The 25,674-nt window shown below is 33.0% G+C and carries 26 protein-coding genes; 12 read left to right on the plus strand and 14 right to left on the minus strand.

Annotated features, from left to right (window positions below; all coding sequences use genetic code 11):
• Positions 1–33: 33 nt before the first annotated feature.
• From K1X16_RS14580 to K1X16_RS14590, 3 genes are all read left to right on the plus strand, one after another.
• Positions 34–897, plus strand: a complete 864-nt coding sequence (locus K1X16_RS14580; RefSeq protein WP_195871526.1) for an RNA polymerase sigma factor RpoD/SigA — start codon at positions 34–36, stop codon at positions 895–897.
• Between the two features lie 332 nt (positions 898–1,229).
• The gene (gene rpsU / locus K1X16_RS14585) at positions 1,230–1,424 is read left to right on the plus strand and encodes a 30S ribosomal protein S21 (protein ID WP_195871527.1); all 195 of its coding nucleotides are present in this window, start codon (positions 1,230–1,232) and stop codon (positions 1,422–1,424) included.
• Between the two features lie 137 nt (positions 1,425–1,561).
• Positions 1,562–2,077: a gamma carbonic anhydrase family protein gene (locus K1X16_RS14590; RefSeq protein WP_225036936.1), complete on the plus strand. Its 516-nt coding sequence runs from the start codon at positions 1,562–1,564 to the stop codon at positions 2,075–2,077.
• A gap of 18 nt (positions 2,078–2,095) precedes the next feature.
• Here the strand turns inward: K1X16_RS14590 and K1X16_RS14595 are convergent, their stop codons facing one another.
• The 9 genes from K1X16_RS14595 to K1X16_RS14635 all read right to left on the minus strand — a co-directional run bounded on the left by K1X16_RS14595 (position 2,096) and on the right by K1X16_RS14635 (position 10,971).
• Complete coding sequence (locus K1X16_RS14595) at positions 2,096–2,443, minus strand: GTPase (RefSeq protein ID WP_225036937.1); 348 nt, start codon at positions 2,441–2,443, stop codon at positions 2,096–2,098.
• A gap of 34 nt (positions 2,444–2,477) precedes the next feature.
• The gene (murI, locus tag K1X16_RS14600) at positions 2,478–3,257 is read right to left on the minus strand and encodes a glutamate racemase (protein ID WP_195871530.1); all 780 of its coding nucleotides are present in this window, start codon (positions 3,255–3,257) and stop codon (positions 2,478–2,480) included.
• A 68-nt stretch (positions 3,258–3,325) separates the two neighbouring features.
• Positions 3,326–3,829 carry an OmpH family outer membrane protein gene (locus K1X16_RS14605; RefSeq protein ID WP_225036938.1) on the minus strand — a complete coding sequence of 168 codons (504 nt, stop codon included), beginning with the start codon at positions 3,827–3,829 and terminating at the stop codon, positions 3,326–3,328.
• Positions 3,830–3,906: 77 nt separating this feature from the next.
• Positions 3,907–5,043 (minus strand): OmpH family outer membrane protein, encoded by a 1,137-nt coding sequence (locus K1X16_RS14610; RefSeq protein ID WP_225036939.1) that lies wholly within the window; start codon positions 5,041–5,043, stop codon positions 3,907–3,909.
• Between the two features lie 140 nt (positions 5,044–5,183).
• The gene (gene bamA / locus K1X16_RS14615; protein ID WP_317196440.1) at positions 5,184–7,769 is read right to left on the minus strand and encodes an outer membrane protein assembly factor BamA; all 2,586 of its coding nucleotides are present in this window, start codon (positions 7,767–7,769) and stop codon (positions 5,184–5,186) included.
• Positions 7,770–7,779: 10 nt separating this feature from the next.
• The gene (locus K1X16_RS14620; RefSeq protein ID WP_195871533.1) at positions 7,780–8,520 is read right to left on the minus strand and encodes an isoprenyl transferase; all 741 of its coding nucleotides are present in this window, start codon (positions 8,518–8,520) and stop codon (positions 7,780–7,782) included.
• Complete coding sequence (locus K1X16_RS14625) at positions 8,521–9,210, minus strand: DUF6089 family protein (RefSeq protein ID WP_225036940.1); 690 nt, start codon at positions 9,208–9,210, stop codon at positions 8,521–8,523.
• A 109-nt stretch (positions 9,211–9,319) separates the two neighbouring features.
• A complete protein-coding gene (locus tag K1X16_RS14630; protein WP_195871535.1) occupies positions 9,320–10,198 on the minus strand; it encodes an NAD kinase in 879 nt (292 codons plus the stop codon).
• Between the two features lie 116 nt (positions 10,199–10,314).
• Positions 10,315–10,971, minus strand: coding sequence for a CBS domain-containing protein (locus K1X16_RS14635; RefSeq protein ID WP_195871536.1), 657 nt, complete (start codon positions 10,969–10,971; stop codon positions 10,315–10,317).
• 90 nt (positions 10,972–11,061) lie between these two features.
• Between K1X16_RS14635 and K1X16_RS14640 the strand changes: the two genes are divergently transcribed.
• The 6 genes from K1X16_RS14640 to clpX all read left to right on the plus strand — a co-directional run bounded on the left by K1X16_RS14640 (position 11,062) and on the right by clpX (position 16,591).
• Complete coding sequence (locus K1X16_RS14640; protein ID WP_195871537.1) at positions 11,062–11,775, plus strand: pyridoxine 5'-phosphate synthase; 714 nt, start codon at positions 11,062–11,064, stop codon at positions 11,773–11,775.
• 69 nt (positions 11,776–11,844) lie between these two features.
• Entirely contained in the window at positions 11,845–12,609 is a 765-nt protein-coding gene (locus tag K1X16_RS14645; RefSeq protein ID WP_225036941.1) for an alpha/beta fold hydrolase, read from the plus strand.
• A 24-nt stretch (positions 12,610–12,633) separates the two neighbouring features.
• Positions 12,634–12,981 (plus strand): phage holin family protein, encoded by a 348-nt coding sequence (locus tag K1X16_RS14650; protein ID WP_195871539.1) that lies wholly within the window; start codon positions 12,634–12,636, stop codon positions 12,979–12,981.
• Positions 12,982–13,061: 80 nt separating this feature from the next.
• On the plus strand, positions 13,062–14,384 hold the full coding sequence (gene tig / locus K1X16_RS14655; protein ID WP_195871540.1) for a trigger factor: 1,323 nt from the start codon (positions 13,062–13,064) through the stop codon (positions 14,382–14,384).
• 228 nt (positions 14,385–14,612) lie between these two features.
• Positions 14,613–15,293: a ClpP family protease gene (locus K1X16_RS14660; RefSeq protein ID WP_195871541.1), complete on the plus strand. Its 681-nt coding sequence runs from the start codon at positions 14,613–14,615 to the stop codon at positions 15,291–15,293.
• 68 nt (positions 15,294–15,361) lie between these two features.
• Positions 15,362–16,591 carry an ATP-dependent Clp protease ATP-binding subunit ClpX gene (gene clpX / locus K1X16_RS14665; protein ID WP_195871542.1) on the plus strand — a complete coding sequence of 410 codons (1,230 nt, stop codon included), beginning with the start codon at positions 15,362–15,364 and terminating at the stop codon, positions 16,589–16,591.
• A gap of 313 nt (positions 16,592–16,904) precedes the next feature.
• Here clpX and K1X16_RS14670 read toward each other — a convergent pair whose 3' ends face one another.
• Positions 16,905–18,422, minus strand: a complete 1,518-nt coding sequence (locus K1X16_RS14670; RefSeq protein ID WP_195871543.1) for a GH3 auxin-responsive promoter family protein — start codon at positions 18,420–18,422, stop codon at positions 16,905–16,907.
• Positions 18,423–18,475: 53 nt separating this feature from the next.
• Here K1X16_RS14670 and K1X16_RS14675 point away from each other — a divergent pair, with 53 nt between their 5' ends.
• A complete protein-coding gene (locus K1X16_RS14675; protein ID WP_225036942.1) occupies positions 18,476–19,267 on the plus strand; it encodes a DUF2797 domain-containing protein in 792 nt (263 codons plus the stop codon).
• A 25-nt stretch (positions 19,268–19,292) separates the two neighbouring features.
• Entirely contained in the window at positions 19,293–19,523 is a 231-nt protein-coding gene (locus tag K1X16_RS14680) for a PLDc N-terminal domain-containing protein (protein ID WP_195871545.1), read from the plus strand.
• Between the two features lie 347 nt (positions 19,524–19,870).
• Here the strand turns inward: K1X16_RS14680 and K1X16_RS14685 are convergent, their stop codons facing one another.
• Both K1X16_RS14685 and K1X16_RS14690 read right to left on the minus strand, forming a co-directional pair.
• On the minus strand, positions 19,871–20,605 hold the full coding sequence (locus tag K1X16_RS14685; protein WP_195871546.1) for a LytR/AlgR family response regulator transcription factor: 735 nt from the start codon (positions 20,603–20,605) through the stop codon (positions 19,871–19,873).
• Positions 20,606–20,678: 73 nt separating this feature from the next.
• Complete coding sequence (locus K1X16_RS14690) at positions 20,679–22,895, minus strand: histidine kinase (protein ID WP_225036943.1); 2,217 nt, start codon at positions 22,893–22,895, stop codon at positions 20,679–20,681.
• Between the two features lie 155 nt (positions 22,896–23,050).
• Here K1X16_RS14690 and K1X16_RS14695 point away from each other — a divergent pair, with 155 nt between their 5' ends.
• Positions 23,051–24,217, plus strand: a complete 1,167-nt coding sequence (locus tag K1X16_RS14695; protein ID WP_225036944.1) for a vWA domain-containing protein — start codon at positions 23,051–23,053, stop codon at positions 24,215–24,217.
• A 191-nt stretch (positions 24,218–24,408) separates the two neighbouring features.
• Here the strand turns inward: K1X16_RS14695 and K1X16_RS14700 are convergent, their stop codons facing one another.
• Complete coding sequence (locus K1X16_RS14700; protein WP_195871549.1) at positions 24,409–25,422, minus strand: type IX secretion system membrane protein PorP/SprF; 1,014 nt, start codon at positions 25,420–25,422, stop codon at positions 24,409–24,411.
• Positions 25,423–25,428: 6 nt separating this feature from the next.
• A partial coding sequence (locus tag K1X16_RS14705) for a T9SS type B sorting domain-containing protein (RefSeq protein WP_225036945.1) occupies positions 25,429–25,674 on the minus strand: 246 nt, incomplete at its 5' end.

The following is a 25,674-nucleotide window of genomic DNA, read 5'->3' on the forward strand; positions in this document are numbered from 1 at the left end:
CATTGAAGGTTCACTAAATTTTAAAAAGGATATATGAGGCAGTTAAAAATCACCAAACAGGTAACCAACAGAGAGGATAAATCATTAGATAAATATCTACAGGATATAAGTAAAATTCCGTTGATTACCGCAGATGAGGAAGTGGAATTAGCACAGCTTATCAGAAAAGGTGATCAAGCAGCATTAGATAAACTAACAACAGCCAACTTAAGGTTTGTTGTTTCGGTAGCAAAACAATATCAAAATCAAGGTTTAAAATTACCAGATTTAATTAATGAAGGAAATGCAGGTTTAGTAAAAGCCGCAAAACGTTTTGATGAAACTAGAGGTTTTAAGTTTATTTCTTATGCTGTATGGTGGATTAGACAAGCAATTTTACAAGCCTTGGCGGAACAGTCGCGTATTGTAAGATTACCATTAAATAAGATTGGTACTATTAATAAAATTAATAAAGCATTTTCTCATTTAGAGCAAGTTAATCAACGACCGCCAAACGCAGATGAAATTGCTGGCGAACTAGATATAAGTGTTCGTGAGGTAAAACAATCTATGAAAAACTCTGGTCGTCACCTTTCTATGGATGCTCCATTAAAAGATGGTGAGACTTTTAGTTTGTACGATGTGGTAAGTTCTGGTGAATCACCAAGACCAGATAAAGAGTTAATGAAAGAGTCTTTAAATACAGAAGTAGAGCGTGCACTTGAAACCTTGACTCAAAAGGAAAGTGATGTTATTCGTTTAAATTTCGGAATTGGCGACCAACCACCAATGACACTTGAAGAAATTGGAAGTATCTACGATTTAACACGTGAGCGTGTTAGACAAATTAGAGAAAAAGGGATTAGAAGATTAAGACACGCAAGTAAGAGTAAGATTTTAAAGACGTATTTAGGATAATAAAAAAGACGGTTAGACCGCTACGCTTTTAGATACGAGAATTAAGACTTGGTCAGTTGTTCGTTCAACAGGTGGACTATAAGTTTTAGTCATTAGATTAAATTTTAAAGCTAACAATAGCGCATAAATTCTCTTTTAAAAAACTGCGTTTTGTTCGTTAGCAAGAGTTAAATCTTTGTTCCTAGTTCTAAAAGCGAAGTGGTCTTTTGTCATTTTTCAGACACCAATGAAAAATATTATTCTAAAACCTTGAATTAATTTTTTATTTTCAAATAGTTAGCATATATTTGCCGACCATTTGCAAGAATTAGTTAACAAAAATATTATCGATAATGATTAAAATCGAAATCAAAGAAGGAGAAAATATAGAACGTGCACTTAAGCGTTACAAGCGTAAACACAGAAATGTGCAGATTATGCAAAACTTGAGAGAATCACGTTATTTTACAAAACCTTCTGTAAAAAGAAGAAGAGAAATTCAGAAAGCTGAATATATTCAAGGTTTAAGAGACGCTGAAGATATATAGATACTTTTTATATACCAAAATACTAAAAGAGTAGCACTTGTGCTGCTCTTTTTTTATACCATAAATTCTGATTACTTCAAATTTTCATTTTATCTTGAAGGTTTTAAAACCAAACAGAACATATTAAAAAATAAATTATGCCAATAATTAAATCAGTAAGAGGAAAGCAACCACACATTCCAGAGGATTGTTTTATCGCAGAAAATGCAACTATATTAGGAGATGTTACTATAGGCGAACAATGTAGTATTTGGTTTAATGCTGTAATTAGAGGAGATGTACATTTTATAAAAATGGGCAACAAGGTGAATATTCAAGATGGAGCAGTCATTCATGCAACCTATCTAAAATCACCTACAACCATTGGTAATAACGTTTCTATTGGCCATAATGCTATTGTGCATGGTTGTACCATTAAAGATAATGTACTCGTTGGTATGGGAAGCATTATTATGGACGACTGCGTGATAGAAAGCAATAGTATAATCGCTGCTGGTGCTGTAGTTACGAAAAATACAGTTGTAGAATCTGGTAGTATTTATGCAGGAGTGCCTGCAAAAAAAGTAAAAGATATTAGTAAGGAGTTAATCTCTGGCGAGATTGATAGAATTGCTAATAACTATGTTGAATATTCCAGTTGGTTTAAGGAATAACGACTAAATGGTATCATTTTAAAGTTGAAGTTTCAAGCGTACTATTAAGTCTTCAACATTTGATATTTCATTTAAAACATCAGCATTTAAAACTGTTGAAATTTGCTGTGCCTCGTGTTTTAAAATAGCAGGATAGGTCATGTTTACATTAGGAAATTTTGTTTCAAACTCATCCTTGTGATAAAATTCCATATCAAGATTACTTTCTGCTCTAAACTCCTTCCAACTACGATTTTCTGAAAACGTGTTATGCGTTAATGCGCACAATGAACATTTATAGGTTGAAGGACTCATAAGTTTATGACCTGCATCAAACAAGGCATTTAATTTGCCTGAGTTAGCATTATAAATAAATAGTAATTTCATACTTAGGTTAGTAGGGCATTAAATGAAAACCTTACTAAAAATCTAAATAAGCCACATCAAATTTATAATCTAAAATTGAATTTAGTACTGAAATATCACCGTTTGAAAATAACTGAATACTTGGTTGTTCAGTTGAATCATTTAGAACATCTAGTTGAGACAATACGGTTTGCGTCTGTTTTGCCACTGCTCTACCAGAATCAATAATTTTCACATGATCTGGAAGCATTTTAGTTAGCCTAGGAATGAGGTAAGGATAATGCGTGCAACCTAGAACCAAATAATCTATATCTTGCTTTAACATAGGTTCTAAATAGGTTTCTAAATACATTTGCATGGCTTCAGAATCTAATTGCCCCTTTTCAATTAAAGGCACAATACCTTCACCTACCTGTTCTATAATTTTTATATTCTTAGAATACAAATCTGAAGCCTTATGAAATAGCTCGCTGCTTAACGTTCCTTTAGTTGCTAAAATACCAATAACCTTTGTCTGTGTGTTTAAAGCTGCTGGTTTTATGGCTGGTTCTATACCTATAAATGGAACATTATAATTGGCTCTTAAGTAAGTTATGGCATTTGTCGTTGCTGTATTACAAGCGATAACAATAATTTTACTCCCTTTACTAATAAGATATTCAGTATTCTTAATACTTAACTGAACGATGTCATCTGTAGACTTGTTACCATAAGGTGCATTTTTGCTATCCGCTAAATAGATACAACTTTCATTTGGTAATAGCTCATGAATCTCCTTAAAGATAGAAGTACCTCCAATTCCAGAGTCAAATATGCCAATTGGTCTATTACACATTACTACAAAAATAAAAAGTCGCTTAACAATAAGCGACTTTTTTTATATATTTTGTTAATTTAGAATTATTACAATCCTAATTGCTTTTTAACGTCTGCCATAAGATCCTTACCATCTGCTACAATTAGCATTGCAGAATCTACAACATACTGAATACCTTGAGCTTTAGCTACTGCTTTAATAGCGTTATCTGCTTTTTCAACAATTGGCTTTAAAAGGTTAAATTCTTTTTCTTGTAAATCTTTCTGTGCTTGTTGCTGGTACTCACCTAAACTTTGTTTGATACCTTCTACTTCTGTCATACGATCCATATTAGTCTGCTCAGACTGTGTTTCAGCTTCAGAATTGTATTGCTTTAATTTAACGTCTAATTCTTTTAGTGACGTTTGAATTGTTGCTTGATACGTTTGACTCAGTTTCTCAATTTCAGTTTGAGCTTGCGCATAAGCAGGCATTGCTTTTATTAATTCTTGCTTGTTTATATGGGCAACGTTACTTTGTGCTGTTGTAAAACTTGTAGCACCAATAAAAAGTACTGCTGCAAATAATAAAGTTTTGAAATGTTTACTCATGTCCAATCTATTTAATTTTCTGTTTTCGTGAATCTTTGATTTCATTTGATTTTAATTGTATTACGTGTTATAAATTGTTAATTATTGTCTTCGTTTTTCTTAGCTTTTGCTATAGAATCGTTTCTTCTTACTCGTGCTTCACGCTCTTCACGTGCTTTTTTTCGTTGTTCTATTATTTTTTGTTTTCTTTCCTCTAATGCTTTTTGGCGCGCTTCTCTATCTTTCAATTTTTTAGCGCGTTCGGCTGCTGCAATTTCTGCTGCTGTTTTAGGCGTTTTAGAATTAATTGAATCCTTTTTAACTGTGCCTTCAACTTTTATACTATCTATTTTTTTAACTGTTCCAGCTTTTGCTGTACTGTCTGTTTTGCTTTCAACAACTGTTTCTGCGTCATCAGAAGCAGCTTCTGATCTCGCTTTTCTTTCATCAATTACTTTTTGACGACGTTCTTCTGCGTCCTTCTTCTTAGCTTCTCGTGAAGCCTCTAAAGCCGCTTTTCTCTCTTCTGCAGCTCTCTCACGTTCTGCTCGCTTTTCTGCCAATTCCTTTTCACGATTTGCCTTACGCTCTTCTAATGCTTGTTGACGCGCATCTTTATCTGAATCTACAACTGGCACAACTTCTTCGTCTTCTAATTCCTGACGTTCCTTCTTGCTTTTTGCTTGTGTTCGTTTAGAGGTTCTTGTTATGGTTCTTAACACTTGTTCGCTCATATCATAACGCTCAGCGGAATACAGCATTACAACGTCTGCTGATTTATCAAAAACAAAATCGTACTTTTTAGTTTCTGCAATTTCTTGTACAGCTGCAAAAATTTGATCTTGTATTGGTTCTATTAACTGACGTTTTTGAATCATTAAATCTCCTTCTGGCCCAAAACGCTTTTGCTGATAATCTAAAATTTCAGCTTCTTCAAAAGTGATATCCTCATAACGCTCATCGTATAATTCTTTTGTTAAAAGAACGCTTTCGTTATCTAGCTCTTTCTTTTTTTGTTCGATGGCATTTAGTTTCGTTTCAATTTCAGATTTCCATTGTTGCACTTTCTGATCTAATTGAGCAGATGCTTCTGTATACTCAGGTACATTTTGTAAGATGTACTCCGTATCAATGTAACCAATTCTAACTCCACGTTGTGCACTTACACTACAGGTTGCAAGACCAATTATTGTTAGTAAAAAAAGAACTTTAAATTTCATCATTATTGTTTTCATGTTTTGAGACATTTTTTGTGTAAAACTCAATGTGTTATCATTTTGTGTTACCAATCTTCAAATTTAACGAAATATATCATTAAAAATTTTAACAACATGATGAAATCGTTATTAAGCAATTAGAAAATATCGTGCCAAACTTAAAATTGTTGTCCAATTATGAAGTGCGTCTCCCATTTCTTAGGAGCTGTTCCATCAGGTAAATTATCAAACGCATGACCAAAGTCTATACCAAGTAAACCAAAGGCTGGCATAAAGATTCTAAGTCCAAAACCAGCAGATCTATTAAGCTTAAATGGATCAAAATCCTTAAAGTCATTTACAGATGTACCTGCTTCTAAAAATGAAAGTGCATATATTTTAGCCTGTGCACCTAATGTGATTGGATAGCGTAACTCTAGTGAAAATTTACTATAAATAGAACCACCATCTTGAGACGATAATGATTGGTTAGGATAACCACGCAACTGAACAACTTCCCTTCCGTCTAATGAATAGTTTGCTAAACCATCTCCACCAACAAAGAACCTTTCAAAAGGAATAACGCCTCTATCATTATTATAAGCTCCAAGGAATCCAAATTCCATACTAGGACGTAACACTAGTTTTTTAGTTAGTGATTGGTACCAATCTGCTTTAAATTTAATTTTATAAAACTCTAACCAATTAAAGCGCTGTTGATCAATCTCTGACACTCTAGCATTTGCATCGTTAAAAGCAGCTGTCTCTTGAAGTGTTGGGTTTTGATTAGCTCGATAATCACTTATTATTTCATTTTGATCTTCTCTATCTTCTTTTAGAGCTTTGTAATCTACACCGTTAACTAATGAATATGGGAATGAAAACTTCGCCGATACAGAGAAATTAGATCCTCCTGTTGGGTAAATAGGGTCTACACTAAGGTCACTTCTACTTAAACCTACCGTGTAAGATAAGTTATTTGATGTTCCATCACCAAAGGTAAATAAACCTGTGTTATAATTTTGTAAATCATAATGCTGGTAACTAATGGCCTGCGACAACATAAAGTAGTCATCTGGTTCTGATAATCTAGTAGATACTCCTAAAGTTAAACCTGTAATATTAAAGCTCTTGCTCTTATCTGCTCTTCCTGTTGTATTATCGTATAAAAACTGTCTTGAGTGCGAAATTGAAGACGACAACTGAAATGGTTTTTTACCTCCATACCAAGGTTCGCTAAATGAAAAACTATAAGTTTGGAAAAACTGACTTGCCTGCAGTCTTAAGGCTAAACTTTGGCCATCACCTCTAGGCACTGGTTTGTAAGCATCTTTCTTAAAAATATCTTTAATAGCAAAGTTGTTAAAGGACAAGCCTAAAGTACCAATAAAGCCACCTCCACCATAACCACCTTGCAGCTGTATTTGGCTAGAGCCTTGCTCTACTAAAGAATATTCTACATCTAGAGTTCCATCTACAGGATTAGGGTTTTTAATGTCTGGTACAATTTGTTGTGCATCAAAATAACCTAATTGCCCAAGTTCTCTAATCGTTCTAATAATATCAGCTTTTCTGTATAATTCTCCTGGTCGTGTTCTAAGCTCTCTGTAAATAACGTGGTCATTAGTAACATCATTACCTACTACAGTAACATGATTAAAATAAGCAGGCTTACCTTCAGAGATACGAATTTCCATATCTATAACATTACCTTCTGCACTTACTTCAACTGGATTGATAGTAGAGAACATGTATCCAAAATTTTGATAAGCATTGGTGATGTCGTTTGCATCTGGATTAGTTTCATCCGCAATACGTTCTCGTAATTCTACACCATTATAAGTATCCCCTTCTTTTATACCTAATAAATTAGATAGCTGTCGATCTGAGTAAATAGTGTTTCCTATAAATGAAATCTTTCCAAAGGTGTATTTTTCACCTTCTTCAACCTTAATGTCCAGGCTAATATTTTTTTCATTTAAATATGAAATAGAGTCTGAAATAATTCTCGCATCTCTATAACCATTTTCTTTATAGTAGTCTACAACGCTGACTAAATCCTCTCTAAAATCATCTTCAATATATTTAGAACGTTTTAAGAATCTAATAAACTTCTTTTGCTTCGTGTTTTTCATTGCTTTACGAAGCTTTTTGTCTGACATTATTTCGTTGCCTTCGAAGTTAATGGTCTTAATTTTTACTTTCTCGCCTTTATCTATAAGAATACGCATATCAACACGCTCCTTTTCTACCGAGTCAATGACTTCTGACGTACTAATTCTAACATCTGTATTTAAAAACCCTTTTTTTCTATACTTGCTAGTAAGGTAATTTTTTGTTGTAGCAATTAGATTTTCGGTTACTTTCTGACCAGGTTTTAGTTTATTCTCATCAATAATCTCGTCCTTCTTTCCTTTTTTAACACCTTCAATTGTAAGGTCTTTAAGCTCTGGCAAATCACTAAGATGAATTTCTAAATCTGCAGTATTACCATCAATATTAACAACATAGACATCTATACTACTAAATAGATTAGATTTCCATAATGTTTTTACGGCGTTGGCAATTTTTTCACCTCCTACCTGAATCTCTTCATCTTTTCTAAGCTTAGAATAGGCAATAATAGTTTGTTCACTAAAATTAGTGTTTCCGGTTACCGAAATTTCCTTAATCAAATAGGTTTCTCCGCCCTCTACTTGAGCAAAACTGTTAAATGAAATTGTAAAAAGGAATACAACACTAAAAAATTTAAAATATGATTTCAATAGTGCAGTTTTAGGTAAGTTGTTCGCTTGTTTTTCCAAATCTTCGTTCTCTGTTTTGATAGTTTATGAGCGCCTCATATAGATTTTCCTTTGTGAAATCTGGCCATAAAACATCTGTAAAATATAGTTCTGCGTAGGCTATTTGCCATAGCAAAAAATTACTAATACGTTGCTCTCCGCTTGTGCGAATAAGAAGGTCAACGTCTGGTAAATTTTGCGTGTAAAGATGCTTATTTATAATTGATTCATCAATACTTTCAGTAGAAATTATATTATTTTTAACTTTAACTGATAATTCTTTAATAACATTAACAATTTCTTCACGAGAACCATAGCTCAACGCCAAAGTTAATGTCATATTTGTATTGTCCTTAGTTTTTTCAATTACATCTAAAAGTTCCTTATGTGCATTTTTTGGTAAATCGTTTAAATTTCCAATGGCACACAATTTAATATTATTGTCCTCAAATGTTTTCATTTCCTTCTTTAAGGACTTTACTAAAAGCTTCATTAAGGTTTGAACTTCTAGTTTTGGTCTGTTCCAGTTTTCAGTAGAAAATGCGTAAAGCGTTAGGTTTTTAATTCCTAACTCTGCACTTGCCTCAACGGTTTGCCTAACGGATTTGGTTCCGTTTTCATGGCCAACAACGCGCAATAAGCCTTGTTGTTTTGCCCAACGACCGTTACCATCCATTATAATTGCTAGATGGGCAGGAAGTTTCTTAATATTTATTTGTTCTTTTAAACTCATTTAAAAATTGCAATAGCAAGGTCGTCTACCAAAGGTGTAAGTTAATGTAATTCCTGTAAACATATACCAATCGTTATTATTAGTATTTCCAAAACTTAAAGCTTCTCTGTCTTCAGAATCTGGCATGCTTCCATCCAATTCATCAGAAAACGTATAACGCGCTCCTACTTCTGCTGCTAAGATCATTTGATTAGATATGTTTGTTTTATAGCCTAATACCATAGGAATTCCAAAAGCCCAACTCGATGTATTTTCTGATACACGCTCACCATTTGATAAATAATAATAATTATCGTGATGCGTAAGCGTCATACCTGAGTACAAATACGGTGTTCCTTTGCTTCCTATTGTATGAAGATCGAATTCTATAAATGTAAATTCCATACCTAGTGAAATTTCAAGTATATCGGTATTAAACTCGTAACCACGTTCTAGTCGTCTTGGATCATCAGATTTTGTATCAATGCCTTCTAAATCTGAAAAAATGACTGAAGCTCTAAAAGAGTGCCTTGGACTTCGATTCCATTTAGCAAGCACACCTAATGCCAGCTGATTTGGAGCGATATAATCTGTTGCACCAATATCGCCTATAAAATTACTTCCGCCTGCAAATATACCAATCTCATAAATTTGAGCATCAACATTTTCGGTGACAAAAACGAATAAAAAAAGTAGAAAAAAACACCTCATATACTTTTCAAAGTTTGCAAATATAACAATTCTGATTTGTGCACAATAATTTGACACAAATAGTCTTACAGAAAACAGTTTTTGCAGGTAATTATTGTATCATCGTGCTTTAGTTACGACGATCTTCGCCCCAAAGTAATTTTTTTCGGAGTGTCTCTAGAAATGTTTCATCTAACAATTCTACCATTTTTATTACGAAATTCGCTTTTTTAACGGTTACTGTAGTAGCATTAGAAAGTGTCACAATCCTAGAATCTAATGACATTAAAAATTGGTCTTCCCTTCCGTTAACTCTCAGCGTTACCGTTGTATTATCTGGAAGAATGAGCGGTCGCGCACTTAAATTATGAGGTGAAATTGGTGTAAGCGCAAAATTTTTCGCTTTTGGCGCTATCACTGGTCCTCCACAACTTAACGAGTAGCCTGTTGAACCCGTTGGAGTAGATAAAATAAGCCCATCTGCCCAATACGATGTTAAAAACTCATCGTCTAAATGGGTTTCAATTGTTATCATGCTCGTGGTATTTTTTCTACTAATCGCAATTTCATTTAATGCGAAATGCGTTTCCACAATATCTTGATGCTCTGGATCTGTTGAAACACTCAGTAATGCGCGTTCTGAAATTTTATATTCTCCGTTAAAAATTTCTGTTAATGCCGATTGTATGTCGTCAATTTGTATCGTTGCCAAAAAACCTAAGCGACCAGTATTAACCCCTACCACTGGTATACCTAAATCACCAACATAAGCAATAGCTCTCAATATGGTACCATCACCACCAACACTAATTAATAAATCATAAGTTGTATCTAATGCCTTAAATGTACTCAGCTTAGCATTTTGTTTAATTGCAGCATCTTGAACCTCTAAGAACTCATGTTCTATAAAAACTTGAGCCTCTTTTTGTAGTAGCACATCAATTAGTTTTTCAACTGCTTTTTGAGCTGTTTCTTTAATGTACTTTTGACCGTAGATTGCTACTTTCATGTGTTTAAAATTATGTTATTAGGGTCACACACTTCGGCTTTGCTCTGTACAGACATCCTGTTCACCATTAAATATTCTTTTAAATTATAAATTCTTGAATTGCCGCGTTCCATAAATTACATATTTAAGTATTTATCGAGATATTGCGAACGTTCTTTTAAAGTTTCCATATATGAATCATCTTCATGCCCAGAAACAATATTATAACTATAGCGTCTAAACGATTGAATAACCTCATTAAGACTAGTATTACTAATTTTTAATGTTATTCTTGCCAAATCTCCTTCCATTTTAGACACAAATGCTCCTAAAATTTTAGCATCATTCGATTCTACAATCTGACTAATTTCACTGAAAGAATAATCATTAACACCTTTTTCAACTATTAAAATTCCACCTGGTTCAGCAAAAAAAGGAGTTTCATTAAATAGGTGTATAATATCATTTAGCTCATAATAGCCCAAATATTTGTTATCAGGATCTAAAACAGGCATTATATTAGAATCGTTTTGAGCGAAGGCTTCTAAAACATCTAACCAATTAGTAGTTTGTCTAACAAAAAAACCTTCAATCGCATAATTACAATCACTAATGGTTATAGCTCCATCAAAACAATGTGCATCGGTCTCAGAAATACAACCCATATAAACCCCATCCTTATCAATAGGAATATGAGAATAGGTTAACTGATTAAACAGTAATTTTAAATCACTTATTTTATCCGTTGTTCTAATAGGTTTTATGTCGTTTATTATATAATCTTGAAGCTCCATTAAACTGTATTAATTATATTGCAAATTAATCAAAAATAACCACAATATACGTGGTCTTGTTTGTATTTTTGTAATTCAAATTTTACAGATATGACCAAACTAAGTGTTAATATAAATAAGATTGCTACATTAAGAAATAGTCGTGGAGGCGATGTGCCTAATGTTGTGCAGTTTGCAAAGGATGTTCAGCGTTTTGGTGCGGAAGGAGTCACCATTCATCCAAGGCCAGACGAACGTCATATTCGCTACCAAGATGCGTACGATTTAAAGTCTGAAGTTTATACGGAATACAATATAGAAGGAAATCCTATTCCTAAATTTGTAGATATGGTTTTAAAGATTAAACCTACGCAAGTAACTTTAGTACCAGATGCCGTTGATGCTATTACCTCTAATGCTGGTTGGGATACCATAAAACACAAAGATTTTCTTGTTGAAGTCATCAAAGAATTTAAAGCCAACGACATCAGAACTTCAATCTTTGTAGATCCGGATTTACATCAAATTGAAGGAGCTAAAAATACAGGAACGGATAGAATTGAACTCTACACCGAAGCCTTTGCTCACCAATATAGCCTTGGCAATAAAAACGCTATAAATCCATATACAGAATGTGCTAACTTGGCAAACACCCTACAGTTAGGTATTAACGCAGGGCATGATTTATCTCTAGACAATATTAAATTTTTCAAGGAAAACATAACTGGCTTATTAGAAGTATCAATTGGACATGCTTTAATTGCTGAGAGTTTGTATTTGGGTGTTGAGAATGTCATTGGAAAGTATTTAGAGAAGCTTAAATAAGTTGTAAGAACGAAGTAGGAAGTTAGAAGAATCTTTACGCTGCACACATCAAACTTCAAATTAAAAAACATGAAATTACACTCAAACATCATAGGAGAAGGAAAACCATTTATAATTCTACATGGATTTTTAGGTATGGGTGACAACTGGAAAACCTTAGGCAAACAATTTTCAGAATCTAATTTTGAAGTCCACCTTGTAGATCAACGTAACCATGGACGTAGTTTTCATTCGGAAAACTTTGATTATGAAGCAATGGCCGAAGACCTGAAACACTATTGTAATAACAACAACCTAAGTGATATTGTTTTATTAGGACACTCCATGGGTGGCAAAACAGCCATGCTTTTTGCTACCAAATACCCAGAATTGGTTAGTAAACTTATAGTTGCAGATATTTCTCCACGCTATTATCCTGTTCATCACGATGCTATTTTAGAAGGCTTAAGCAGTTTAGATTTTTCAAAATTAAAAAGCAGAGGTGCTGCAGATAAAGCTTTAGCGAGTTATATACATGAAACAGGTATTCGTATGTTTTTACTCAAAAATTTATATTGGGTAGAAAAAGGACAATTAGGATTAAGAATTAACCTCGAGGTACTAAAAGAGAATGTTTCAGAAGTTGGAGAAGCTCTTCCTGCACATGCTACGTTTAATAAAGCCACGTTATTTTTACGTGGCGACCGTTCAGAATATATCGGAGAAGCAGACGAAGCAATTATTCATCGACATTTTTCAAATTCTGAAATTATAACGATTGCTAATGCTGGTCATTGGTTGCATGCTGAAAACCCCGAGGATTTTTATAATGCTGTGATAAATTTCATATCTTAATCCAGTATTTAAAAAATTAAAATCATGAATCTCATCTTAAGACTTTTACTAAACGCACTAGCCGTTTTTATTTTAGCTCATATTTTAAATGGCGTTGCTGTAGATGGCTATATTGGTGCAATTATTGTTGCCATAGTTCTAGCAATTTTGAATTTGTTAGTAAAACCAATTCTCGTCATTCTAACCATACCAGTCACCATTGTAACATTAGGACTTTTTCTATTGGTCATTAATGCGCTAATTATATTATTAGCCAGTAATCTACTAGATGGATTTAGTGTCTCTGGCTTCTGGACCGCATTACTTTTCAGTGTACTTTTATCTATTTTGCAATCTATACTACAATCATTCTTAAAAGACGGCAAAAAATAGCCTAAAGTCAAACATTTAAAACTGTTGTTGGGTTGCAAAAAATGTTGTATTTTTGCAGCCCAATTTTAGTTTCAAGAAAAATGAACATTACAAGAGAAAACATCGATGCATTAAATGCAGTTGTAAAAGTGGATATCGCTAAAGAAGATTACAGCGATAAAGTAGAGAAAATCTTAACAGATTATCGTAAATCTGCTAACATTCCAGGCTTTAGAAAAGGCCACGTACCAATGGGAATGGTTAAGAAACAATATGGTAAAGCCGTATTGGTAGATGAAGTAAACAAATTACTACAAGATGCTCTTGGTAAGTATTTGACTGAAGAAAAATTAGATGTTTTAGGTAATCCGTTACCAAAAGCACAAGACGATTTAGATTGGGATGCTGAAGCATTTTCTTTTGAATTTGAATTAGGTTTAGCACCAGAATTCGAAGTAGAATTAAAAAATAAGAAAGCAATCACACATTATAATATTGTAGCAGATGACAAAATGATCAATGATCAAGTTGAGCATCTTCAAAAACAATATGGTAAAATTGTTTCTCAAGACGAAGTGACAGAAGCTTCTGAAATCACAGGAACTTTCACTAATGAAGAAAAAGACATCGATAATTCTACGATGATTACTTTAGATAAGTTGAAAGGAAAAGCTAATCCAAAGAAATTTATTGGATCTAAAGTTGGTGATACAATTACATTAAAAACAAAAGGATTGTTTAATGACGATCACGATTTAATGAATGCATTAAAAGTACCACACGATGATGCTCATGGTTTAGACATTGAGGTTACTTTTACTATTACTGAAATTAACGAACGTGAATTAGCTGATTTAGACCAAGAACTTTTTGACAAGTTATTTGGAGAAGGAATTGTAACGTCTGTAACAGAATTGAAAGAAAAAATCAAAGAAGATTCAGAAAAGCAATTTAAACAACAAGGCGATCAGAAATTATTAAACGATGTTACTGAAAACCTAATAGAAAATACAAAATTCGATTTACCAGCAAGTTTCTTACAGAAATGGATGCAAACAGCAGGTGAGGAAGAAATGACAGAAGAGCAAGCTAAAGAAGAATACGAAAAGTCTGAAAAAAGCATGCGTTACCAACTTATTGAAGGTAAATTAATAGAAAAGCACAACCTTCAGGTTCAGTTTGAAGAATTAAAAGCGCATTCTATGGAAATGATTAAAGGTCAGATGGCACAATTTGGTCAAATGAATCCTTCAGACAAAGAATTAGAAGATATTGCAGCTCGTATTTTAGGAAATCAAGATGAAGTAAAGCGTATGTCTGAGCAGTTAATGAGTCAGAAATTATTAAACTTATATAAGACAGAAGCTAACACTAAGACGAAAGACATCACTTATGATGATTTTGTAAAAGAGTTTTATAGTTAAGCAATCTTTAAAAATATTAGTATCTTTAAGGCGTAAAACTTTTTCAGTTTTACGTCTTTTGTTTTTGTAATAATTCTAAATTTAAACAAATTCAAACAGTAAAATATCTGTCACGTTGAATACCATTAAAACGCTTCTGTAATAAGAAGTTAATGTCACAACCTTCAATTTGGCCACAGAAATAAAGACCTTAAAGAAACTCAACAATTAAAAGAATTTAAAATTTATATGGACTACGGAAAAGAATTTGAAAAATTTGCAACAAAAGATCAAGGGATCAATAGCAACTATTACTCTAAGATTATAGAGAGCATGTATCCTTCAAACATGACTCCAAATATTATAGAAGAACGTCAAATGAACATCGCTGTTTTTGATGTATTTTCTCGTTTAATGATGGATCGTATCATATTTTTAGGCACAGGTGTTAATGACCAAGTTGCAAATATTATCCAAGCGCAACTGTTATTTTTACAGAGTACAGATGCCAATAAAGACATTCAAATTTATATTAATTCGCCAGGAGGATCTGTATATGCAGGTTTAGGCATCTACGATACTATGCAATTTGTAAAGCCAGATGTTGCCACAATTTGTACAGGTATTGCTGCATCAATGGCAGCTGTATTGTTATGTGCTGGAGAAAAAGGAAAGCGTTCTGCTTTAAAACACTCTCGTGTAATGATTCACCAAGTAAGTAGTGGAACTCAAGGTCAGTTAAGTGATATGCAGATTGCCTTAAAAGAGACAATTAGAGTAAAAGAAGAATTGTATACTATTATTGCTGAACACTCTGGTAATTCTTTTGAACAAGTAGAAAAAGATTCTGATAGAGATTACTGGATGCGCTCACAAGAAGCTCTAGATTACGGAATGATTGACGAAATCTTAGAACGCAAGAAATCGTAATTACTTACGACTAATAATAAAAACGTAAAATGAGATTTCTGCAGTTGTAGAAATCAAAACTATAGAAAATGGCAAAGGAAGAATTAGAATGTTCATTTTGTGGAAGGAAAAAGCCAGAAACAAGTTTACTAATTGCAGGTTTAGATGCCCATATTTGTGATCGTTGCATTGAGCAAGCACATGGTATTGTAATAGAAGAATCTAAGCAATCTGGAAACTCAGAGTTGAGTGCAGAATTAATGCTAAGAAAGCCCAAAGAAATTAAAGGCTTTTTAGACGAATATATAATAGGACAAGAATACACCAAACGCGTAATGTCTGTTGCGGTTTATAACCATTACAAACGATTATTACAGCCTCCTACTGATGATGATATTGAAATACAAAAAAGTAACATCATTATGGTTGGGCAAACAGGTACTGGTAAAACCTTAATGGCAAAGACCATTGCAAAAATGCTAAATGTACCTTTAGCAATTGTTGATGCCACTGTGCTTACAGAAGCAGGTTATGTTGGTGAAGATGTAGAAAGTATTTTAACGCGCTTATTACAAGCTGCAGATTACAATCTTGAAAAAGGGCAACGTGGTATCGTTTTTATTGATGAAATAGATAAGATTGCACGTAAAAGTGATAATCCATCTATTACCAGAGATGTTTCTGGTGAAGGTGTACAACAAGCCCTATTAAAATTATTAGAAGGAACAGTTGTAAATGTACCACCAAAAGGAGGTCGTAAGCATCCAGATCAAAAGTTTATCGAAGTTAATACCGAAAATATTTTATTTATTGCAGGTGGAGCTTTTGATGGTATTGAACGTGTTATCACCAAGCGAATGAACATGCAAGCTATTGGTTATAGTTCCATGAAAACTGATGTGGTAGATAAGGATAACATCTTACAATATATTATTCCTAAAGATTTAAAGGATTTTGGATTAATCCCTGAAATCATTGGTCGATTACCTGTTTTAACGCACATGGATCCTTTAGATGCAAAAACATTAAGAGCCATATTAACAGAGCCTAAAAATGCCATTATTAAACAATATAAAAAACTGTTTGAAATGGATGACATCACATTCACCATTACTGATGGAGCGTTAGATTATATTGTAGAAAAAGCTATTGAGTACAAACTTGGTGCTCGTGGATTACGATCGCTTTGTGAAGAGATTTTAACCGAAGCGATGTTTGATTTACCGAGTTCTGATGAAACCAAACTAAACGTTACTAAAGCGTATGCTGAAGATCGTTTGAATAAATCGACAATTAAAAAGCTTAAAGCCGTTTCGTAAACACAAAGCTATAAGTCATTAAAAAACCACAATTTCAATATTAGAGATTGTGGTTTTTCGTTTAGTTAGGGATTAGTTAATTAAATATTGCACGCAATACTTATATCGTTAAGAGGGATTTGTATAATGAAATCATTTTTATTTACCGCTAATATATAAGCATAATTTAAAGTAAGACTTACCTGACTGCTTTATTAGATAAAATCTATTGAATTTACGATGTGATGAACACAAGTGTTTTTATTTTCGATAAAGTGTAAGAATTTTCAAGGTTAACTTCAATTCATAAAATTGTAACTTATTAAGAACTGTATTATTGTTGATTAAGGCGTAATAAGGCCTCAAGGTAAGCTCTTGAGTTCGATAAACGAGGTACTTTATGTTGACCACCTAATTTATCATTTTCTTTTAACCAATCATAAAATAAATTAGGTCTTGCCTTATGAATTTTAGGTTTGTTCAAGGTCATATTATTAAGGCGTTTGGCTTCATAATCTGAATTTAGAGATTTTAACGAGTTGTCAAATAATTCTTCAAAATCTAACATATTATCTGGTGGTCTTTTAAACTCTATAACCCATTCATGAGCTCCCTTTTCTTTACCTTCCATAAAAATAGGAGCTGCTGTATAATCTACAATTTCAGCTGATGTATGCGCACACACTTTTCGTAGTGCTTCTTCGGCATTTTCTATAATTAACTCTTCACCAAACGCATTGATATGGTGCTTTGTTCTGCCTGAAACCCTTATTCTATGCGGACTTAAACTTACAAACCTTATAGTATCACCAATTTTGTATCTCCATAAGCCTGCATTGGTAGTTATTATAACCGCATAGTTAGTGTTAAGTTTAACATCGCTTAGCGGAATAACTATTTGTTCTTCGGTGCCATAGGAATTCATGGGGATAAACTCATAGAAAATCCCATAATCTAACATTAATAACAAATCACTTGAGTTATTTTTATCTTGGATGGCAAAAAAGCCTTCAGAAGCATTATATATTTCGTAATATCTAAATTTGTCCGATGGTAAAATAGCTTTGTACTGTTCTACATAGGGACTAAAATTTACTCCACCATGAAAGTAAACTTCTAGATTTGGCCAAATATCAAAAAGGCTGTCCTTTCCTGTTTTTTCTAAAACGTTATTCAATAAAACCAACATCCATGATGGTACACCTGCTAAACTCGTTACGTTCTCTTCTATCGTTTCATCGACCACTGCCTGCATCTTGGTTTCCCAGTCACTCATCAACGACACTCGATTACTAGGTGTACTACTAAACTCTGCCCAAAATGGCATATTATCAATTAAAATAGCACTTAAATCCCCAAAAACAGTCCCGTTTTCTTTATATAATTCTTTGCTTCCACCAAGACGTAAACTCTTACCAGTAAACAATTGTGCATCTTCATTATTATTCAAATACATACACAACAAATCTTTACTTGCTGCATAATGACACTCTTCTAAAGACTCATAACTTACAGGAATAAACTTACTTTTAGCATTTGTGGTTCCACTAGATTTAGCAAACCATTTTATTGGTCGAGGCCAAAAAATATTTTGTTCACCATTTCGCGAACGTTCAATTAAAGGTTGAAATTCTTCATAATTTACAACAGGAACTCGCTCATTAAATTCCCTATAAGTTTTTATTGAGTCGAAGTCGTATTGTCTTCCAATTTCAGTGTCTTTAGCATGCTTTAATAAACTAAACAGTAATTCATTCTGAACTTCGTTAGGGTATTTTAAAAACAATTCAATTTGATGGAATCGCTTTTTTAAAAACCAAGACGCAATGGAATTTACAATAGGAATTGGCATGGATTGGCTATCTTTACGCTATTAATTAATGCTAAAAATACTAAATTTCTTTTATGGTTTACACAGGAGTCCTCACTAAAATGCAAACCGAGTTTTTAGAACCGATTCAATATTATCTTGTATTTGAAAATGATTTTATTCATGTCAATCAATTACTAAATAAACCCGTTGCTATAAAACGTGTTGGCCACCAATGTTTAAGCTGTGGATTAGATCGTCCTATTTACCGTCAAGGATTTTGTAAAACCTGTTTTTTTGATAAGCCTTTTACTGGTGATTGGATAATGCGACCAGAATTAAGCACAGCGCATTTAGACAAAGAAGATAGAGATTTAGCGTATGAAAAAAAGGTGCAACTCCAACCACATATTGTTTATTTAGCTAATTCGAGCAATGTAAAGGTTGGTGTTACTAGAAAAAGTCAAGTGCCAACGCGTTGGATAGATCAAGGTGCTCATGAAGCCATAGAAATCGTTGAAGTGCCAAACCGTTATTTAGCAGGAATTACCGAAGTCGCTTTAAAAGATCATGTAGCTGATAAAACCAATTGGCGAACCATGTTGAAAAACGATATAAAAGATGAGGATTTATTAGAATGGAGACACAATTTAAAAACCTTTATTCCTGAAGAAGCATTACCTTATTTTATTGAAAACAATACGGAAACTCACATTCAATTTCCTGTAGACCAATATCCTGAAAAACCAAAAAGTCTTAACTTAACTAAAACTCCAAACTACTCAGGGAAATTAGTTGGCATAAAAGGTCAGTATTTAATCTTTGAAGACAATACAGTTTTTAATGTGAGAGCTAATGAAGGCTTAGTTGTAGAACTTAGTATTTAAACGTTTTAATTTAAAACAGCATATTATGGGATTAATTTTAATGATCACTTTAATTAGTATAGCGATACTATTTTGGTTTTGGGCAATTTCTGATATTACACGATCTAGGTTTAAGAACCCTTATATGAGTACGGTATGGGTTTTAGTGGTTTTATTCTTTCCTGTTGTAGGTTCAATATGTTATTTACTACTTAGAAATAAGTTGGTAACTAATAAACGTCGGAAATTTCAGCCTAAATTTAACAGAAATAATTAACTACCTTAAAACTATACATTTATAAAACCACAGCGTGGTAAAATAGTAATAATTAGAATCAACAACCTTTTAAGCTCCGTAGATGCGAAACAATTACCGAAGAATGACGACTAAATTGCATATCACTCCTCTGGAGTTTGCATAAACCATAACTACGCTTGTTATTAATATAAAACTCCGCTGGAGTTTAAAAAATATTATATTGAAATCTTTATGTTACTGTTGGTACTCTCCCCAACAGTTTACCACATAATTGGGTGTTTAAAAAGACCAAAGATTTTTTAAGTCTTAAAAACCTGAAAGCTCAGAAACCTTCTCTCTGAAATCTCTTTTTCAAAAGAATCTAGTCACTTAAAATAAGACAACAAATCAGATTTTTTAGAAGCCGAAACCAAAATTTCTTTTCCATTACTTAATATAACACTGCCTCCTTTGCCTTTTACATATTTTACAATTTCATTGACGTTAACTAAATAACTTTTGTGGACTCTGGCAAAATTGGCTTCCTTTAAACTTTCTTCAATATACTTCAACGTCTTACTAACGAGTTTCTTTTTGTTGTTGTTCAGGTAAATTTCAGTATAATTATCATCTGCCTTACAGTACATAATATCTGCCGTTTCTATAACTTCGAAGCCATCTTGCTGTGGAATGGTAATTTTTCCATTCACCGAATTGGTCTTTGCCACTAAAACCTGATCTTGAAGTGCATCTTCTTTAGTTCTAATTTCTGTGACATAATCAACAGCTTTTATCAACTCGTCAATAGAAATTGGTTTCATTAAATAATACGATGCGTGTGCATTTAAAGCATCTATCGCATAATGGTTATAAGCGGTGACAAATATGGTTTCAAAATTAATATCACCAACCTTATCCAGTAAATCAAATGCATTACCATAAGGCATTTCTACATCTAGAAATACCACATCTAAGTCATTATTTCTAATTAAAACCAAAGCTTCTTCAACATTGGAAGCTTCGCCTAAGATTGAAATATTAGGACAATACTTAGTGAGATAATTTCGTAGAATTAACCTGCTGTTTTCTTCGTCTTCTACTATTATGGCATTTAATTTCATCGTTTTTATTTTGAAGCTCGAAGCTTGAAGCACGAAGTTTCTTCCAACTTCAAACTTCGAGCTTCTAACACTATTAATCTTTTTTTAAGGTCACAATCACCTTTGTACCTGCATCTTCTAACTCTTGAAAATCTTCAATCGTTACATCAACTTTGTCCTTATACATTTCATTTAAAATGGCAACACGCTTTTTAATATTGTTCATGCCTTTTGAGTTTTGCTTTTTCTGATGATCTGTTTTCAAGGCTTTAGATCGTGCTCTACCAATACCATCATCTGAAATAATAATGGTTATTTCGTCTTTAGATTTTGGTTGAATGTTGATATTTAAATGCCCTTTTTCCGTTTTGTAACGCAAGCCATGCCAAACCGCATTCTCAATATAAGGCTGTAATAACATTGGTGGAATCTGAAATTCTTCAACATCAATCGTATCATCAACATCTATACTATAATCAAACTTATCTTGAAATCTAAAATGCTCGAGCTTGGTGTATAAATTCAATAATTCAATTTCCTTTTTTAATGGAATAAAATCTTCTTCGCTATTTTCTAAAACGGCACGCATTAGCTGTGAGAAATCCGACAAATACTTATTAGCAGTACGTTCGTCATTAGTCGCAATAAACGTATTAACTGAGTTTAAAGCGTTAAATATAAAATGCGGATTCATTTGACTTCGCAACGATTTTAATGCTAATAAGTTGTTGGCTAATCGTTGTTGCTTTATGTATTTAAACATTAAAAAGCCAGTGATTAACAAAAGAATCAAACCACCAATTAAGGAATAAATAATAAGTTGTTGACTTTTGTTTCGTTCTTGGGTGAGTTCATATGTACTTTTAGACAAAGCTCTATCACTTTCTAAAGATGTTATTCTATTTTGTTGTTCTGCTATATTTCGACTAAAACGTGCTGCTTGAGAGATTTCTTGTATTTTTTTTGCATACAATTCGTCAACCACGTCTTTATATTCGTCATTATAAGCAATTGTTTTTTCAGTATTACCTAATCTGGCATTGACTTCAGAGAGTTTACGAGTGGCATCTAACTTCACGTCTAAATCACCTCTTTCTCCAGCTTCTTCCCTACTTTTTTCTAAGTAAGGAATGGCATTAGTTAAATCATTACTGAGCAAATACGCATTACCAATCTTATAATTTTGTTTTTGTGATGTAATTGGGCTTTCGTTAGAAATAATAGAATCGACCTCAATATCCTTAATCCCTTCAATAGCCAACTTTCTTAAAACAATTTCACTTTCGTACTCTGCATTTTCACTATTAAATTCGGCCACTTTCACCTGTTCTTCAACGGCTCTTTTTTTATTCTCTTGCTTCGCTAAACTCAATGAATTTGTAAAATAATTTTTTGCTTTACTAGTATCTCCTTGCTCACTATATACTTCGGCGATTTTAGAATTTAGATCCGTAACTTTTGGTGCTATTAAATGGTTTTGAGCGACCTGTAAACCGTCTTCGTAAGATGATATAGCATCATCAAAACGATTCATTGTTAAGTACGCATCACCAATGCCTTCATACCACAGTGTTTTTTCGTAATTAGAGAGCGTACTTTCATCGAGTTCTTTATATGTTTCTATACTCGTTTCAACATTTTCATTATTAAGGTAAGCTTTAGCTAATTTCAATTTCGCAGAAGCTGTTTCGGTATTTTGCAGACTAATTTTATAGGCCGAAATTGCTAAATCATGTTGCTTCCAGTATACATAAATATCACCTAACAACTCATGCGCTTTAGCACTTTGTATGGTATTAACATTCACATCTAAAGCATCACCTATAAATTTTATACTTTTTTCAGCGTCTTTTTTAAGATATGCATCGGCAGAATCTATCATTTGATTAAAGCGTTTTACATCGCCTTGAGATCGACTTTTATACCGTGATTCAACAGCATTAACCACTTCAATACTAATGCGCTCATTAGATTTTACCGTGTAATAAATAGTTTCAAAATCGGGATGTTTTATAATTAACTCATCACCAATTTTGGCTTGAATATTAAACGATCCATCAAAACTGGTTGTAACATACTTACCTCCATTTACTAAAATCTCAACATTTTTATAAGGTTTGTGTGTGCCTTTTTCAGATACAGAACCTCTAATGGTAAATGACTGCTTTTCATCTGCACTTTTTATCGCTCTATTTTGCCCAAAGGATAAAAAACCTATGAGACAAAATAATAGTAGTATATAATATGTTTTAGAAATTCTCACTTCACTTTTAATTAGTTGGACTAAACTACATACTTTATTTGGTATCAAAAAATGCGGTATTCAAAATTCGAAACCGTTTTACACCTAAAAAGTCGCTTCTACTAAAATTATATACGATGTCACTCACCGAAAGTATCAGTTTGCTCATTGTGGTTTTTATTCGTTGTTTTTTCATCTGAATTTTACATCATAAATCAAAAAACATGAAAACAGAATTCAAAACCTTAATTTTTGCAATAAGCCTAGCGTCGCTTACAGCTTGTAATGCAAATTCAAAAAACAGAACTCAAGATTTAGCCATCTCTGAAACAGTGATTAAAACAACTTTAAAAGTTAAAAAACCTGAAATTAAAGTCGCATTACTACTAGATACTAGTAATAGTATGGATGGTTTAATTGACCAAGCCAAAGCACAACTTTGGAAAATTGTAAATGAATTATCCTATGCAAAATGTGAAGACCAAAGTCCAAATTTAAAAATTGCACTTTACGAATACGGAAATGATAACCTTAATGCAGATGAAGGCTACTTAAGACAAGTCATTGCTTTTAGTGATGATTTGGACGAAATTTCAAAGTCACTGTTCTCACTAACGACAAATGGTGGAAATGAATACTGTGGAAAAGTAATTAATACGGCTTTACATCAATTAGAATGGGGAAACCATAAAGAAGATTTAAAATTAATTTTCATTGCCGGAAATGAACCTTATACGCAAGGAAACGTGAGTTATAAAGATGCCTCAACATTAGCACATCAAAATGATGTTACCGTAAACACTATCTTTTGTGGCGATTATAATCAAGGTATTGCAACCAAATGGAAAGATGGTGCCGATTTAACACATGGCAACTATATGGCTATTAACCACAACCAAGCAACAGTCCATGTAGCGTCGCCTTACGATGATAAAATTTTAGAACTCAATGAGAAGTTAAACAAAACGTATGTGGCTTATGGAAGTGCTGGAAGCGCTAAAATGGAAATGCAAGCAGAACAAGACTCTAACGCTAGAAGTTACAATAAAGCCAATGCTGTAAGTAGAACGGTTAGTAAAAGTTCGCGTTTATATAAAAATAGTTCTTGGGATTTGGTAGATGCCGAAAAAGAAGACGGATTCTCTTATGATGATTTAAAAGAAAGTGAATTGCCTGAAGAATTAAAAGGAAAGTCTAAATCTGAAATTAAAACTTATGTTGAAGAAAAAGCGAAGATGCGTAAAAAGCTTCAAGATGACATAGCTGCCTTAAATTTAAACCGACGAAATTATATTGCTAAGCAGTCTAAAGATTCAAATAACGGCTTAGAAAGTGCTATGATAAAAGCTTTAAAGTCTCAAGCTGAACAGAAAAACTATAAATGGGAATAATTCAATTAAATTCCAAAATAAGAAATTTCAAATTCCCAAAAAGGATAAAGCTATTGTGTTAGTTTGAGCACAGTTTCAAACTTTAATAATGAAATTGTTTCGACTTCAATATTACTAAATTACAGCTCGATATTTATTAAAAAAAACGAGGCTCAATTTTCATTGAGCCTCGTTTTTGATATTATTTATTTCTAGTTTACTGCAGGACAGTTACACTCATATTTTTCTCGTCTACAGTTAAAATTGAAACCAAGTGTTAATTGGTGAAAACCTCCTGTGTTAAAATTCACAGTATTTGCTTGATACGAATAAGTATATGCAAACACAAAATTATTATAATCTACACCTAAAAATGGAGTAATGTATTGTAACTTTTGACTACTTACACCTGATCCATCTTGAAACTCTGCTCCATCTAAGCTACGTCTGTAAGATAACCCACCCCAAACTTTACCAAAATCCATTTCCTTATAAACCTTAGCATTTATATCTATTGAAGATTCTGCTGTTGCATCTCTATACATATACATTATAGAAGGCTCATAACTCCATTCGCTACCAAACCTGCTAAACGTATAACCTGTAGATAGTAAATAAGTTCTTAGATTTTTAAATTCAAACTCTCCATCTTGATTAAAGTTAACACCATCATTATCTAAAATATTCTTTGCCGTAAAATGCGCATAGAAATCAACAAAATGATAAGAAAACCCAAAATCAATATTAAAATTTGTTGCACTTTGTTCAATTCCTGCAACTGCTGCATCAAATTCACCAGGTGCTAACCAACTTGTTTCATCTAATTTATACTGTAAGAATCCAGCACTTAAACCAAATGACAACATATTTAAATCTATTTCATTTCTCGAAAACATTAAATGATAAGCAAAAGTAGCATAACCACCTACTGTAGAATGATAACCGTTAGAGTCATTAAAAAGCACACCACCAACAGCTACTGGAGAATCTCCAATTCGCCCATTCATACTTAACGTTTGTAAACTCGGAGCATCATCTACACCAAACCACTGTTGTCTTGCTGTTAATCTTACCTTAGCACAATTAGCAACACCTGCCATAGAAGGGTGAATTAGATAATAATTATCTGTTAAATAATCAGAATAAATAGGAATACCTTCTTGAGCCATACTAAAATTGGCTACTAAAGCTATAAATGCTACTAAACAATACTTTTTTAATTTCATAATTTTTTATCGTTTCAAGGTAAAATGGGCTTTAAACTCTTTACGTTCACCATTGCTTGGTTCGTCGTATTCTACTGTAAACCAATAGCCATCTGTTGGCATGGCTTTGCCATTATAAGTCCCATTCCATCCGTCTCCATCTGGACTTATTTGCTTTAACAACTTTCCGTATCGGTCAAATATATAAATTTTTGCATTACTTCCAACACCTTCAATGTTCCAAGTTTCATTATTTCCATCTCCATTTGGTGT

The sequence above is a fragment of the Winogradskyella sp. SM1960 genome, from assembly GCF_020179375.1.
Lineage (GTDB): Bacteria > Bacteroidota > Bacteroidia > Flavobacteriales > Flavobacteriaceae > Winogradskyella > Winogradskyella marina.